Source organism: Sphingobacterium sp. Ag1 (assembly GCF_000988325.1).
Lineage (GTDB): Bacteria > Bacteroidota > Bacteroidia > Sphingobacteriales > Sphingobacteriaceae > Sphingobacterium.
In genome coordinates this window covers 35,490-50,927 of record NZ_LBGU01000042.1, presented here as the reverse complement: position 1 = coordinate 50,927, position 15,438 = coordinate 35,490, and the positions used below count along the sequence as shown (strand labels likewise).

The 15,438-nt window shown below is 40.1% G+C and carries 9 protein-coding genes; 8 read left to right on the top strand and 1 reads right to left on the bottom strand.

Annotation, left to right across the window (positions count from 1 at the left end; all coding sequences use genetic code 11):
- The first annotated feature begins 150 nt into the window (after positions 1 to 150).
- The 8 genes from AAW12_RS16300 to AAW12_RS16265 all read left to right on the top strand — a co-directional run bounded on the left by AAW12_RS16300 (position 151) and on the right by AAW12_RS16265 (position 12,847).
- Complete coding sequence (locus tag AAW12_RS16300) at positions 151 to 1,272, top strand: FecR family protein (RefSeq protein ID WP_053003760.1); 1,122 nt, start codon at positions 151 to 153, stop codon at positions 1,270 to 1,272.
- A 34-nt stretch (positions 1,273 to 1,306) separates the two neighbouring features.
- Positions 1,307 to 4,765: a SusC/RagA family TonB-linked outer membrane protein gene (locus AAW12_RS16295; RefSeq protein ID WP_053003759.1), complete on the top strand. Its 3,459-nt coding sequence runs from the start codon at positions 1,307 to 1,309 to the stop codon at positions 4,763 to 4,765.
- Positions 4,766 to 4,775: 10 nt separating this feature from the next.
- Entirely contained in the window at positions 4,776 to 6,206 is a 1,431-nt protein-coding gene (locus AAW12_RS16290) for a RagB/SusD family nutrient uptake outer membrane protein (protein WP_046674724.1), read from the top strand.
- A 10-nt stretch (positions 6,207 to 6,216) separates the two neighbouring features.
- Positions 6,217 to 6,984 (top strand): DUF4843 domain-containing protein, encoded by a 768-nt coding sequence (locus tag AAW12_RS16285; protein ID WP_197084067.1) that lies wholly within the window; start codon positions 6,217 to 6,219, stop codon positions 6,982 to 6,984.
- Positions 6,985 to 7,007: 23 nt separating this feature from the next.
- Positions 7,008 to 8,528 (top strand): PKD-like family lipoprotein, encoded by a 1,521-nt coding sequence (locus tag AAW12_RS16280; protein WP_197084066.1) that lies wholly within the window; start codon positions 7,008 to 7,010, stop codon positions 8,526 to 8,528.
- Between the two features lie 197 nt (positions 8,529 to 8,725).
- A complete protein-coding gene (locus AAW12_RS16275) occupies positions 8,726 to 10,219 on the top strand; it encodes a retropepsin-like aspartic protease (RefSeq protein WP_197084065.1) in 1,494 nt (497 codons plus the stop codon).
- A 45-nt stretch (positions 10,220 to 10,264) separates the two neighbouring features.
- Positions 10,265 to 11,491 (top strand): thioredoxin family protein, encoded by a 1,227-nt coding sequence (locus tag AAW12_RS16270; RefSeq protein WP_084823211.1) that lies wholly within the window; start codon positions 10,265 to 10,267, stop codon positions 11,489 to 11,491.
- A 12-nt stretch (positions 11,492 to 11,503) separates the two neighbouring features.
- Positions 11,504 to 12,847 (top strand): TlpA family protein disulfide reductase, encoded by a 1,344-nt coding sequence (locus tag AAW12_RS16265; RefSeq protein WP_046674720.1) that lies wholly within the window; start codon positions 11,504 to 11,506, stop codon positions 12,845 to 12,847.
- Positions 12,848 to 12,949: 102 nt separating this feature from the next.
- Here the strand turns inward: AAW12_RS16265 and AAW12_RS16260 are convergent, their stop codons facing one another.
- Positions 12,950 to 15,427, bottom strand: coding sequence for a phosphocholine-specific phospholipase C (locus AAW12_RS16260; protein ID WP_046674719.1), 2,478 nt, complete (start codon positions 15,425 to 15,427; stop codon positions 12,950 to 12,952).
- Positions 15,428 to 15,438: the final 11 nt, after the last annotated feature.

Genomic DNA, 15,438 nt, shown 5'->3' with positions numbered 1-15,438 from the left:
CTAACCAAACGACTTGTAAAGTCATCATGATGTGTTCAAGTGATACGGGACAATGAATGTCACTGATAACTTCATCATAGCTGAAACAGTCGAATGCAAAATAAATCTCATAAAGAGACTGCTTACTAATGAATAAACAGATTTAACTAAATGAAAGTACCTAATACGCTGCAAAAACTAATCGGAAAATATCTATTGGGCTTCGAAAATAAAGCGGAATATGATAACCTAAAAAAATGGTTTGATGAATCCGATGCACAAAGCACGCCTAATGACAGCGACATTCAAGCAGGTCAACTTCGTGTCTTACAGCGTCTAAATAGAAATCAGGTATTTTATGCGCCTCGTACATTTAGTCAAAAGTATAAATATGGAGCCCGTATTGCGGCATCCATCACCATTGCGCTTGGTTTTGCTATGGGCTATTACTATTACCAATATGCTGTCTTCGACAAAATAGCTCCTCAACAACTCGCCTCAATCCGACCAGTTCAGGAAAATGTACAGCTTACTTTTGAAGATGGAGCAGTCGTCATACTCAATAACCAAGGTAAAGCTACCCAAGCCATTGAAGGCGTTCAGGAAATTAAAAACGGAGAACTTATCTATCATGACAATGCAAATCACATCGTTCAAAATACGCTTTCAACACCTCGGGGTCAACTATTTAAAATTGTACTTCCCGATGGGACCAAAGTATGGATGAATGCGAATAGCTCCCTGAGATACCCCTCGAAATTCATAGGCCCAGAGCGTTTAGTTGAATTACATGGAGAAGCGTATTTTGAAGTTAGCAAAAATCCGGAACAACCCTTTATCGTAAAAACAACAGAGCAGCAAATTAAAGTTTTGGGCACACATTTCAATATCAATGCCTACGATAATGATATGACAATCCAGACAACACTCGTTGAAGGAAAGGTCGAAGTATTACATCAGCAACAGAAAATGATCCTAATGCCGAATCAACAGGCTATTTCTACAGGATCAGCACTTAGTAAGAAAAATGTGGATGCTGCCGAATATATAACCTGGCGTGAAGGTTATTTTACCTTCCACAATGCCACAGCAAATGAAATCATGCAACAGTTGGCAAGGTGGTATGATCTCAATGTCCGTCCTGACGACTCCGAAATAAACGAACGATTCAGTGGAAAGATCAATAAACAGATGAATTTGCAGGAAATCCTAACCGTTCTGCAATCTGCTGGATTGAATTTCGACATCGTGCAGAATAAAAATCAACAAAAAACAATCCTACTGAAAAACTAAATTATTAATACTAAACTTATTAAACATTAACCTAATGCAAAACAACAGGAAGGCCACACCTTCGGTCCCATGGGACAACCATGTCCAAATCTCAGTAAACTCAAACGCCATCACCTGGCCTCGGGCTTTTGTGAAGAGTAGTAATGACAACACATTGCACACCGTATTTACCCGAAAAAACAAGCTGCGCTTTAACCTTGTTTCGGCGCTTTTGACGGTCAGTCTCCTGCAGCTTTATGGAACAACAAATGCACAGCGCATTTCTATTAACTCAAACAAATCGTCCATCAAACAAGTTTTCCAACAATTGGAAAAACAATCTGGCTATAGTTTTTTCTATAAAGACGTTGTACTCGAAAAGATCAAAGATAACGGTGTTAAATTTGAAAATGGGACCCTACAACAGGCACTGGATGCCATTCTAAAACCGAATGGTCTCGACTATGAGATTGTTAATAAGACCGTGGTGATTAAACCTGCGCCAAAAAAGGGTCTGAATAATAGCATAGTGAGCCGGATTCAGCAACAGTATATCACTGGAAAGGTAATAGATGAAAACGGGAAACCCGTTGAAGGGGCATCCATACGCCAAAAAAATGATGATAGAAAATCAGTTAAAACCAATACAGATGGCGTCTTCAATCTGCCAATCACTGCATTGAATGAAATGTTCATTGTCTCCTTCATTGGTTACGAAAGCCAAGAAATAAAAGTAACACTATCGGTCAATAGCATGTTTGTAAAACTTCGCAGGAAGGATAATACAATCGAAGAGGTTGTTGTTACAGGAACAGGAATCAATAGAAATAAAGACAGCTTTACAGGTACAACCACAAAATTCTCTGGTGCTGAATTAAAAGCAGTGAGCAACAACAATATTATTCAAAGTTTGAAGACATTGGATCCTTCTTTTTTGCAAATTGAAAACAATTTGGCAGGATCAAATCCAAACGTCATGCCAGTGATTGAAGTTCGCGGTAAGAGCAGTATCCCTAGCTCCACGTTAACGGACCAGTTTGGCGCTGATCCCAATCAGCCGCTATTTGTATTGGATGGATTCCCAACAACAATACAGACTATTGTTGACCTTGACATGAATCGCGTCGCATCAGTAACCATACTTAAAGATGCTGCATCAACGGCACTATATGGTTCACAAGCATCAAACGGTGTTGTGGTCATAGAGACAATCAAACCCAAACCTGGCGAATTGCAGTTTACATACACACAAGATTTTAGGTTCGAAATACCCGATTTATCAGCCTACAATATGATGAATGCGACTGAAAAATTGGAATTTGAAAGACTGTCGGGACGTTACAACTCATCATCAAGTCCCACACAACAGGTCTACCTGGATAGCCTTTATAATCAACACCTTTCATTTGTAAAGAAAGGTGTTGATAATTACTGGTTAAGTGAACCACTACAAAATGGTTTCTCGACCAATAACTCGATCAATGCCGCTGGTGGAGACGAAACTTTTATCTACAACCTGGGCCTAAACTATCGGGCAGGAAAAGGAGCCATGATTGGCTCCGGAAGGGATAGCTATAGTGGTAGTATCAACCTAACGTATCGAAAAAACAAGGTAAATATTAACAATATTACCTATATCAGAGGTAACAAGACAACCGAATCCCAATATGGCTCATTCTCTACCTGGGTAAATACAAATCCATATTATGAAAAAAATTCGGAACAGCCCTATTTAGAAATTAGTCGAAAATCCAATTCCTCAGTTGATTTTTATATCGCTAATCCATTATATGATGCTTTGCTGCCACAATATAATAAATCCAAAAATTTGGAGGTACAAAATAACTTTAATGCCAACTATGATATCACAAGTTACCTAAGAGCAAATGCGGCGTTACAAATTACGAAGGGGACAACAGAAGGAAAAATCTATAAGTCACCCGAGATGAGTGATTTCTTTGATACGCCAACTTTACGGAAAGGAAAATATACAGACATCAGGAATAGCAATTTTTCCTACCAAGGAAATTTTATGTTAACCTTTTATAAAACCTTCGCGCAAAAGCATCAATTAAATGCCAACTGGCGTAATACCATCGCTGAAAATAAAAACGACTCGTATCAAACTGTCGCGGAAGGATTTCCTGCTGGAAGCACCGGTAACCCACGGTTTGCTTATAGCTATCTCTTAGATGGTGCTCCTCTCGCATCAAGTAGCACCTATCGTTCGGTCAATACAACACTAAGCGCGAATTACTCTTATGATAACCGCTATCTATTTGACATCGTATACAGGCTCGACGGATCAACGGCCTACGGAAGTAATAAGCAATTCTCTCCCTATTATGCCGTAGGGTTAGGTTGGAATATTCATAAAGAATCATTTGCTAAGCGAATGCCCTGGATTAACTCCTTACGGCTAACAGGAAATATGGGTATAACAGGGAATCAGAATTTCGCTAATATTAGCTCAATTTCTTTATACAACTATACCAGTGCTAATTACAACCAATTCGGCCAGGGTGTAACACTTAACATGCTGGGCAATCCCAATTTAGAACCCCAAAAGACACAGCAGATCAGCACCTCTTTAGATTTCAGTTTGTTCAAAAACCGTTTCACGGGTTATATTAATGCATATACCAAGAGAACAGATCCGTTAATTGTTCCGGTAGACTTACCATCCTCTACCGGCGTATTTTCCTATCCCTATAACATTGGCAGTCTAACCTATAAAGGACTGGAGACTAAACTTACAATTTATCCGATTTATAATCTTGAAAAAGGAATCACTTGGAATATTGGGCTTACCGCCGCAAGCTATAAGAGTCAATATGGCGGATTTGGCGACATTCTGAGAACTCTCAACAAACAGCAGGAAACATCCAAATCCTTAATCAGATATATCGATGGAAATAGCGCTGAAGCCATTTGGGCGATTAAATCTCTAGGGATTGATCCGACCACGGGAAAAGAAGTTTTCTCGACTAAAGATGGACAATACACTTTTGATTATAGCGCTGCTGACGTAGCCAATGTTGGAAATACAGCACCTAAAGTGGAGGGAGTAATTTCCACGAACCTTCGAATCAGAGGATTTACACTCGGACTTGGCCTACGCTATAGATTAGGTGGCGATATCTTCAATACAGCATTATTTGATAAAGTAGAGAATATTAACTTCATCAACGTTGTAAACAACCAGGACAAACGTGCATTATACGATCGGTGGCAACAACCAGGAGATATTGCCCAATTTAAAGCGATCTCCCAAACGGCAACTACACCTATATCGTCACGATTTGTCCAATCGCTAAACACACTAAGCAGCGAAACCTTAAATATTGGCTATCTATTTGACAAAGGCCCTTGGCTGGAGAGCATGAGGCTAAAAGCATTATCTGTCAACCTAATGGCAAATGACTTCTTATATTTCTCCACCGTCAAAAGAGAGCGTGGTATAACCTACCCTTATGCTAGAACTTTCGCCTTCTCTTTCAGAGCATCATTTTAATTATTGATTTATGAAACGCACTATAAAATTACTCCTAATTCTGCTAACAGCCTTGACTTTTTTCTCTTGCAAAAAATTTTTAGATGTCCAGCCAGAAGATAAAGTCTCGGAATCTCAGTTATACAGTACCAAAAATGGTATCAGGTCCGTACTCAATGGTATTTACCTAGATCTTGCAGCAAATCAATTATATGGAGATAACCTGACACTTTCCACAATCGAAATCCTCGGCCAGCGCTACAATATCAGTTCTGAGCACAATCAGTATAAGACTTCAACTTATGCGTACAAAGACAAACCAACGGTAAACCAAATGGAAAATATCTGGTCTACAGCATATTCAACAATCCTGAATATTAATGTGTTCTTGGAAAATCTTGATAAATACAAAGGTGTTTTGGATCAATCCACAGAAAATGGCTATCGAGGAGAAGCTATCGCCATGCGTGCATTTCTGCATTTCGATCTGTTACGCTTATATGGTCCACGATATTCGACTGTTGATTCTACAAAGCAGAGCTTACCTTATTATAAAAACAGTAAAACTGAAGTAAACCCTTTATTACCTGCCAATCAATTTATGGATATCGTATTGGCCGATTTAAACATTGCTGAAACCTTACTTCAAAACGATCCTATTATCACGACGGGCGTGAACGTTTCCAAGCCAGAAGATCTCGTCGATTTTCAAAACAATAACAGAAATTACCGGCTTAATTATTATGCCGTAAAAGGCCTCAAGGCGCGAGCTTATCTCTATCGTGGTGACAAAACCGATGCTTTAGCAATGGCTAAAGAAGTCATAGCTGTCAGCGACAAATTTCCGTGGACGACTTCCGCCAATGCATTGGTGGAAAAACAAAATCCCGATCGCATATTCTCAACAGAAATGTTATTTGGCGTGATGAATTCCCAGCTTTATAATCGTTACCTGAATTGGTTCGATCCCTCCATTAGCGAAAGACAAATATTAGCTCCAACGCCAAGTCGCTTAACCACCGTATACGAAAATAATGAAAATGATTATCGATACAATTTAAACTGGCAGATGCCTTCCAATGGATCCAAACCCTATAAAACTTTTCTTAAATATGCAGATGTCGTGGATAAGACCAAAACTTTTCGGTTCAGCATTCCTTTGCTCAAAATAAGTGAAATCTATTACATCGCGGCAGAATGCGAGCCCAATAGTGCTGACGGGATAGCGTTGCTCAATATAGTACGTGCCAACCGAGGCTTACTACCATTGGCAACAATGGCAAACATTTCAACCGAGCTCCAAAAAGAGTATCAAAAGGACTTATTCGGAGAAGGGCAGCTTTTTTATTACTACAAGCGGAGAAACGTAACATCTGTAGCCAACGGCTCAGCAACAAGTGGTAATGTAACGATAAACTACAACGTTCCCCTTCCAGATTCTGAATCTATTTATAGACAATAAAATGTTACCCATGAAAAATATATATTATCTATTCCTCGCCTGTGCAACTATTACTTGCCTCTTTTCATGTGAAAAAGAACTCCAAAAGTATGAAGGAAAACCTACCGTTTATTTTAATGAAACGGCCCGGCCCCTTGCCTATTCCTCAGAAGTCCTTAAAGATTCTACTGTTATTTCTTTCAGCCTGACGAAAGGAACAACCGTTGACTCCCTTGTGCATATGGTCATTGCCACAATAGGAGGTGCCGTGGATTACGACCGACCGTACAAAATAGTTTCAAATTCATCCTCTACTGCAATCGAGAGTAAGCATTATGAACTTATCACCAAAGATTTTTCCATCAAAAAGAATCAGCTTCGGGATACTATATGGCTCAGATTCCTGAGGACTCCTGATATGAAAGACCAAACTTTCTTACTCAGTTTTGACCTCCTTGAAAACGAAAATTTTTCGGTCGATATGCAGTTTAAAACTACCAACCAGACTACGGGTCAAAAGCTGAATTTTATCAATTACAGATGGTTTATTAACGATATAACAAAAAGGCCAGCCCGTTGGTTGGACTTCTATCTCGGAACATTTTCCCGTACAAAGCTCAACTTAATGGTTGAAATCCTTAATGTCGATCCACAATATATGGATACCAATATTTCAATTGCTGAAACATTGGCCTATGGCAAATTTATGCAACGGTATCTGAATGAGCAGAAAGCAGCTGGCAACCTCATCTTAGACGAAGACGGCCAACCAATGAATATGGGAAGTGCCACGCAATAGCCTACAAACTTAAAATGAAAAAAATGAAAAATATCTCATATTCAATTATTAGCTTCCTAATGGCATGTATGTTCCTTGGGGGCTGTAAAAAAGATCTTGGAAATTACAATTATTCACAAATAAATGAATTGGATACGATTACAGAACTGCCCAATGAAGTCACTGCCCTTGTCGGTAAAGACCTACTATTGACACCCAAGATACAATTTACGCAAGACAGCAAGTTTATTGAAGATAATTACCAATACCAGTGGACTTACATTGGCCCCAACGGTCTGGGAGGGCAGGAGATATTCTCCCTAAGTGAAGAAAAAAATCTGAATATTAAAATGAATCTCGTTGCAGGAAGCTATTTAGCTTATTTTTCGGTCACAGACAAACAGACCGGAATAAAATATACACGTCCTTTTAAACTTAAAGTGGTCAACGAAATCAATGAAGGCTGGATTATGATGAACGAGGCCAATGGAAAGGCCAGAGTTGATATGCTCGTATTAAATTCCAACAATACTTTTGACTTGTACAATGATGTTTTGGCCTATACCGGATCGGAGCTGAAATTAACCGGCAAACCTGTTATGACCTATACCTATTCGACAGGATTATTACTCGGACCAGACAAGATCAGTTACGGACTGTATTTTGGCACAACCACCGGAACAACAAAAGTAGACCCCAACACCTTTAAATGGACAAAGACCATGGGTCTATCTTATGAAATGATTGGTACAATTCCGGACGGATTTTATGCTGACGTCATCCAACAAAGAAATGGTTCATCTTCCTATTTAATAGGTGGTGGAAACGCTTACTTTTATGATCGGGCATTGAATATATTCTACTCATCCCCGATTAATTACATCGCAGCTGAAGAAAAAAGTTTTGAGGTAGCTCCTTTTATAGGAGGACGACATACGGATGTTTCCAATCCGGTTACATTATATGATAAAACCAATCGAAGATTTGTGCGCCATGTATCTACCGCTTCAACTTGTACCACACTTATCGACCCGGACAAGGATCTCAAGTTATTCAGTTTTAAAACAGGACTGGATATGGTATACATGCGTTGGATGGCATACAACGGTGGTGAGATCTTCGCTATCCTAAAAGAGCCTAATGGGTCAAAAAAATACCTCGCAAGGTTCAACGCTGTCAGCACGGCACAGACTTACTATAATGAAATCACCGGCACAGACATCGATAAAGCAGAATTCTTTGCATTCAATCCTGAATTTGGCTACCTGTTTTATAGTGCTGGAGGTAAAATTTATGAATACGATATGACTTATAAAACTTCCAAATTGATGGTCGATCTAGGAGATAAAAAAGTAAGCTATCTGAATTTTTATGAATTCAAGAATTCCACAAAATATACCAGTGGAAATAAACTCATGGTAGGATTTTATGACCCTAACAAGGCAGACGGTACCGAAGGGAGCTTAAATATTTATACCGTCCCAGGGCTGAATGCAAATATTGTGCTGGATAAATCCTATACAGGTTTTGGTCGACTCAAAAATTTAACTTATCGCGAACGCTAATATTCTAACTATACGTTTCTTCATACTATTCCCATCCTTAATTAATTCGAGGGAATAGTATGAATTTTAACAAGCTTCAGCCCGAAGTGGATTACGAGCTTGGTCGATAAATAAATAGTCATTGTATTATACTAAACAGATTAAATATTCCCTTAAGCCAATGAGCATCGGGAATGAAAGCGATTATAAGCGATTTTATGAAATATCTTCAAATTAAAAGGTCATTTTTGCTCGGTTTATATGTATTGGCAGGATGCTATTGTCATGCCCAAACCAAAAACATATTCGGCGAAAAACTGTTCCAAACTTTCCAACAGAAAGACACCACATTAATTGTGGCTGAACTGGCTTCAAATTTCTCCATAGCAGGACACACCGATGCTGGCGCCAAGTTTCGGTTAAACCAGATTATCAAAAATTACCCTGTTTCAAAAATTGAGGTTATAACAGAAAAAAAAACAGCAAAGGGAACACTCTTACAATTAAACGTTACAGCTGAGACGGATAAAAAGTCCAATACTGAGGCCTTACTCGATAAATCCGGCAAGTTAGTGCGCCTTTCCTTATTTGACCAACTTTATGGTATGCAACGTAAGGAAAAAGCACAATTACGGGCAACTATTCCTTTCGAAAACAAAAATGGATCCATCTATCTCCAGGTCAAAATCAATGGCTACGAAAAACCATTACGACTATTGTTTGATACTGGAGCGGACGGCATGGCTGTACACCAACAATTAGCCGATGCTATTGGCCTAAAGGTCACAAGAGAGAATAATGCTTCCGTGGTTGGTGGCAATACCAAAATTCAAGTATCGGACAATAACAGCATTCTTTTAGATACCTTAAAATTAAACGGACAGGGTATTGCCATATTCCCAGAAATGGGTAAAGAAGGCGATGGTATCATTGGTAATACCTTGATTCGCCAATTTATTACCCACATCGATTACGACAAAAACATTATCTCATTATATGATTTTGGCGATTTTCAATATAAAGACAAAGGAACTACCGTTCCGATTACAATGCCCGCGGGAGTGATGATTCTTCCCGGTCAACTCGAAATTATACAGGGCAAAGCGTATACCGGACATTTTGTTTTCGATACCGGAGCATCCTATGATCTGATCTGTTTCCGTCCCTTTGTACGCCAAAATAAACTACTTGTTAGTGGATTTAAGCCAGAAGCTCAAGCAGCAACCGTAAGTATGGGAGTTTCTTCACCCACCTTCTCCGGCAACAGCTTTCAATTTGCGATTTCAAAACTTCCAGCCATATCGGGCTTACCAATAACCTTAATGGGCGGTAGCTCCGCAAACGAGCAATGGCAACCAGGTTTTGATGGATCCATTGGCGTTCGTTTACTGAGTAGATACAATATGACCATCAATCTAGCAAATAATGAGGTCTATTTTTCACCGAATAAATTACATACCGCCCCGCAAGACTTTCTGGTAAAACACCATCAATTTGGATGGGACAATGCTGGTCAACTGAAAGCTTTAGGAATAATAGGTGCCCTTGAAAATCCCGACGGCTTAAAAGCAGGGACCATAATTCAAAGGATCGACAACTACACCGAAGACCAACTGAAGAAAAAACCGATGCTGATCGAAGAAATAAGATTAAAAGCGAAGGAACAGCCCATTCTCATTACCGTTGCGGACAATAAAATCATTACAATTTAAATTTTAACAGATCGTATAAATACGAACGCTCCAAACAATAAATAGATGAAAAGAATTATTCTTTATATGATCACAACCTATTGTGGTCTATTTCTGCCCTATTTGCTAAATGCACAGGAAAAAGCCTTTCAAGGCACCTATGCGGAATGTCAAGCTCAAGCGAAAAAAGAAAACAAACTCATTCTTATTGACCTTTACTTTGTCGGCTGTATGCCCTGTGCCGAAATGGATAAACAGGTGTTTCCTGATCCAAGCGTGGTCGAAGAATTAAAAGCCAATTACCTGCTTTATAAAACAGATGTGATGAAGGAAATGGATGGCAAAAGGCTGGCCCGAAAATATGGTGCACCGGGTTTTCCAACTTATGTGATTGTCAATGCTGATGGTAAAACTATCCTAACAGAATCAGGATTCTTTGGTGTAGACCGATTTGTTCCCTTGCTAAAGGAAGCCGTTCAATGCAACAAATCCCAATTATTTCTAGCCTTTAATACCGATCTGGATAATGATTATCCAGCCGCTTATAGTGAACGCTTTATCAAAAGCAGTGAGAAGCACGATTTTCTAGAATTAGAAGGTTATCTGGATCAACAAAAAGACCTTTTCAGCGAAGCAGCATTTTTAGCCAATAGCATTACCTCATTCCCAAAATATACCAATTGGACCTATGATAACTTGCCCAAACTGATCAAAATGTATGGTGGAAATCTCCTCCGCAATAAAATTTCGGCGCTAGCCGCCAAGAAAAGTAAACAATTTGGTTCTACGCAACAGCTGGACAGCTTAGAAAGCATGCTCACATATATTCGTCCAACTTTTAATGACAAACTATGGGATGTCTTTTTGCCTGGATTCATTACAAATTATTACACGAGTTCCCAAGACGCTAACACTTATTTGACGCTGATCAATCAGTACAAATTGTACAATAACTGGGATCTGAAGAGCAATGCATTGGGGCAAGTCATTATAGACCAGGCAAAGAATACTGAAGTTCTAAAAAAGATACTGACTGAATTTCAACAACAGCAACTTAAACAGCAACTGGATGCAGTAGACAGCTACCGTTTGGCACTTTTATATTATTATTTACAGGATTTTAACCAGGCGACAAAAGCCGTTACTGCACTCCTAAAAGCAGATCTATCGCCCGCCTACCTTTCCACACAGAAAAAAGAATTTATAGCGTTGAAAGATGCAATTGACAAAAAGAATTCGACACAATTTCAAGCGAAAGATATCAAAAAAATTATTCCACTTAATATCAGTTAAACCCAAAGAATCATGATCAGAAAAACCATTTTATTATTGACCACATTTATTTCAACTTTTGCAGCACTAGCGCAACAACCGAGCAATGTCACCGGTACTACAGATCCTATCAAGGTGAAACGCGTCGGATTATTTAAAGTACTCAATGGACGATTGAAAGAAATTGCAACAGCTATTCCGGATGCTGCAGGTCGGTTTGGATTCCGTTTCACACCCGAGTACGAGGGTCTATATTCGATCGGTAGCGGAACCGCACAAAACCAACAAGGATTATTTCGCTTCTATTTCAAAGGAAATGAGGACCTAAACCTAAAATTGACCTCAAGCGACTATGAACTTACAGGCAAAAACAGTCCCGAAAACGAAGCGCTTTATACATGGGATAAACAATCAAAAAGTTTCCGCGATAAGGGAACAACGCCAGGTGGAATGAGTACTTACGTCGATTTCTTTCCTGAAGTCGAACAGTTTAAAGAAAAACTCACTGGAATAAAAAAATCCATTAACACTGGAAACGCTAACTTCGACAAGTTTTTTCCCGAAATCGTAGATTACGATTTTGCCTATTATGCGATCTCTTACTTATACATGCCTCGTACAGCGCACCCAAGCAAAGAAGAAATGAGCGATTATTATACACAATTCAGTGCCGATCGCTTTCTCACAACTGAGCTACTTAAATTTCCTTATGGCGATCGCTTTATGAGTAACATGATCTATAGAAAACTGGATCTAGCAACAAAACCAACATTTGACCAACAGGTCGCCGCGATAGGTCCCGATGTACTTAAAGGACAATATGTACTACAACGTTTGGAAGGAGCTCGCTCCTACAACGACTTTCAGGACATGAACACGACCTATAAAAAATATTTTACCTTACCCGAGCAGATCGAACGAGCCAAAACTGTTGAAGCCAAACTCGTGGAAACAAAAACGGGCGTACCCGCTTTTCAATTTAGTTATCCGGATATAACGGGCAAGAAGGTGAGTCTGTCAGATCTAAAGGGCAAAGTTGTGTTAATTGATATGTGGGCAACTTGGTGTGGCCCATGCCGTGCAGAAGAGCCCCATTGGGAAAAATTGAACGAAGAATTCATAGGAAAACCGGTCGCTTTTGTAGGCGTATCCGTAGACCAAGATAAACCAAAATGGGAAGCCTACGTCAAGGAAAAGAACTTAAAAGGTATCCAACTGCATGCCGGATCAGGAAATACTCTATCCGACGCTTACAAAGTCAATACCATTCCACGTTATATCCTCATCGACAAATCTGGAAACTTGATCTCTGCAGATAGTCCAAGGCCAAGCGACCCTAAATTGAAAGCTTTGCTTGAAGAATGGAGTAAAAAATAAAAACCGGATTACATCCTACCTATACAAAAAGATCCCAGTTGAAATAAAACTGGGATCTTCCATTATAAAGACAGTACATCAATCATCTAACGTTAATTACGTTCATCCCAATTGTGGATCAGTTTTCGAATGATTGCCTGTTTCCACACGACCCGCCAACTGGCGCACAAATTTGGTATTCTCCGCATGTACCGTAATATCATACCACCCATGGATTTTATGAGATTCTACAATCCACTTCGTAGATTTACCGGCAGCAAGGACAATCGATTTCTTCCATGTACTATAAGCATTATCTTCTACATGCAAACGGAATGATTTTTTACCATGATTATGAATCTCCACAACAAGATTACCCGTTAACTGCCCTTTCCTCCCGATTTCATAAGTTGTTTGAACAGTCAATGGTTCCTCATGTCCTTTAAATCCGCGCATAAATCCATTTGGGCCATATACCGTTAGATCGTAATGCCCATCTTTAAAGTCGGCCAGATTCCAGTCAAAGCTCAGATTCTGACCAGCAACAACTGCAAAAGGCCAAAATTTAACCCCTTCTTTATAACTTGGTCCACTATAGACATTAAAAGGGCTACTGAGCGATTTATCACCAAACACCTTATTGCCCGCTTCTAATCTTAAATGAATTCGGTTGCCTTCTTCAGCAAAGGCCTCTTGAACATAGAGCTCATAGGCCAACGCGCTAGAATTTTTCTGACCTTTCTCCTGTCTCGCCAGTAAAGTTGAATGACCCTTAGACCGTAATGCTGCGGCATCCTCTTTCGACCAAACGTGAAAATTATTGGGTAGCGGTTTCGCTTTCGCCTGATCAATCGCATAGATCTGCTGATTCCGATCGAGGAAAGGCAAATCAACTGTATTCGATCCTTCAGCTTTCCGAAATACCGATGTCAAGTCACCTGTAATGGCCCGGCGCCAAGAGCTTATATTTTCCTCTTTAACCTGCTTACCCAACTTTTTCTCGAAAAAATGCTCCATAAACTGAATCGTCGACGTGATATCACAGATCTCCGAATTGACCCATCCGCCTTTAGACCAAGGGGAAGCCACAATCAAAGGGACGCGGTAACCAAGCCCCACTGGGCCCTCCGTTGCATTATCTTTTTCTTCACCATCGGCAAGCTCCTGTGCTAAACTCACATATTCTCCACTATAATCTAATTCCGGAGAAGTTTTTCCAGAACGGCTATCTGCGGGGTTAGGTGCTACAAAAGGAGGAATATGATCAAAGTAACCATCATTCTCATCATAGTTCAAAATAAAAATGGTCTTCTTCCAGATTTCCGGATTTTCTGTCAAAATATTCAATAGCTCTGACACATACCAAGCTCCATACATGGGCGCGCTCGGATGATCCGAAAAGCTTTGTGGTGCTACAAGCCAGGACACGGCAGGTAACTTCCCGGATTTCACATCATGTCTAAATTGGTGGAGTACATCGCCCTTAGGCACGGTAATCTTTTCACCCTCATGTGTCACCACGCTTGTCTCACGATAGAAAGAATCACCCTCGTTCGTCTGAAAAGCGCGATCATGCAAAGCACGCTGCTCTTTAGGAAGCTGCTGAAAAGCATGCTCCGTAAGACGTGCCAAATGTTTTTGGTAACTATTCAGCTGTTCCTGCTTCTGCTTGAGTTTATTCTGCGTTTTTTGTACACTCTCGGTATTATTAATCGCTAATGCTTTTTCTAGTTCTTGAATCTCGGCTGGTAGCTCTGCAACACGTTTACGCATAAAATCAAGATGGCTTTTCTTGAATTCAATATGATATTGTGCAAACCATTCCAAATTGTTGTCCGTGAAATTACCCAACAGATCCTCACCGTCTAAGCCACTTTCTATGCTGACTTCATTTTGGTAGACTTTCCAGGAGATACCTGCTTCTTCCAGTCGTTCCGGAAAAGTCTTCCAGTGTGCCCAACGGTTAAAATAGATATCTGAATTCCGCACCAAAGGTTTAGCCCCTTTATGTGGCACACAGGTTCCCGTCCAGAAAAAATGACGATTAGTTGTTGTACCCGTAATAGACGAACAGAAGTGCTGGTCGCAGATGGTAAAGGCATCAGCCAATGCATAATAAAAAGGGATATCCTCGCGTGTATAATAACCCATTGTTAGTGGAATCTCTTTCAAGACCTTTCCTCCTGGCCGTTTTGCTTCGATCCAGTTATCGTGTTTACCCTGATTTCGGGCGGCCATCTGGTTTTCCCAGGAATGCGGTAAATTGCCGGTCCAGGCAGCATTTGAGTTTTTGATGTCCAGACGGAACGGCGAATAAGTCTTACCTGCAGCCGACGACTGCAACCAGACGGGATTACCGCTAGGCAATTTAATCGCCCGCGGATCATTAAATCCCCTAACCCCGCGAAGGGTTCCAAAACTATGATCAAAAGAACGATTCTCTTGCATTAATAAGACAATATGTTCGGCATCTAAAAAGGTACTTCCTGTTATAGGTTCAATCGCCAATGCACGCTGTATCGCATCAGGCATGGCATTTTGTAAACCAAAAACACCCGCTAACAACGAAGCCTTCTTGATAAAATCTCTTCTGCTATCCATAGATAAATGTG

Bases quoted from the DNA above. Each gene is read 5' to 3' on its own strand.
- AAW12_RS16300 (WP_053003760.1), top strand. From the start codon at position 151: ATGAAAGTACCTAATACGCTGCAAAAACTAATCGGAAAATATCTATTG.
- AAW12_RS16295 (WP_053003759.1), top strand. From the start codon at position 1,307: ATGCAAAACAACAGGAAGGCCACACCTTCGGTCCCATGGGACAACCAT.
- AAW12_RS16290 (WP_046674724.1), top strand. From the start codon at position 4,776: ATGAAACGCACTATAAAATTACTCCTAATTCTGCTAACAGCCTTGACT.
- AAW12_RS16285 (WP_197084067.1), top strand. From the start codon at position 6,217: ATGAAAAATATATATTATCTATTCCTCGCCTGTGCAACTATTACTTGC.
- AAW12_RS16280 (WP_197084066.1), top strand. From the start codon at position 7,008: ATGAAAAATATCTCATATTCAATTATTAGCTTCCTAATGGCATGTATG.
- AAW12_RS16275 (WP_197084065.1), top strand. From the start codon at position 8,726: ATGAAATATCTTCAAATTAAAAGGTCATTTTTGCTCGGTTTATATGTA.
- AAW12_RS16270 (WP_084823211.1), top strand. From the start codon at position 10,265: ATGAAAAGAATTATTCTTTATATGATCACAACCTATTGTGGTCTATTT.
- AAW12_RS16265 (WP_046674720.1), top strand. From the start codon at position 11,504: ATGATCAGAAAAACCATTTTATTATTGACCACATTTATTTCAACTTTT.
- AAW12_RS16260 (WP_046674719.1), bottom strand. From the start codon at position 15,427: ATGGATAGCAGAAGAGATTTTATCAAGAAGGCTTCGTTGTTAGCGGGT.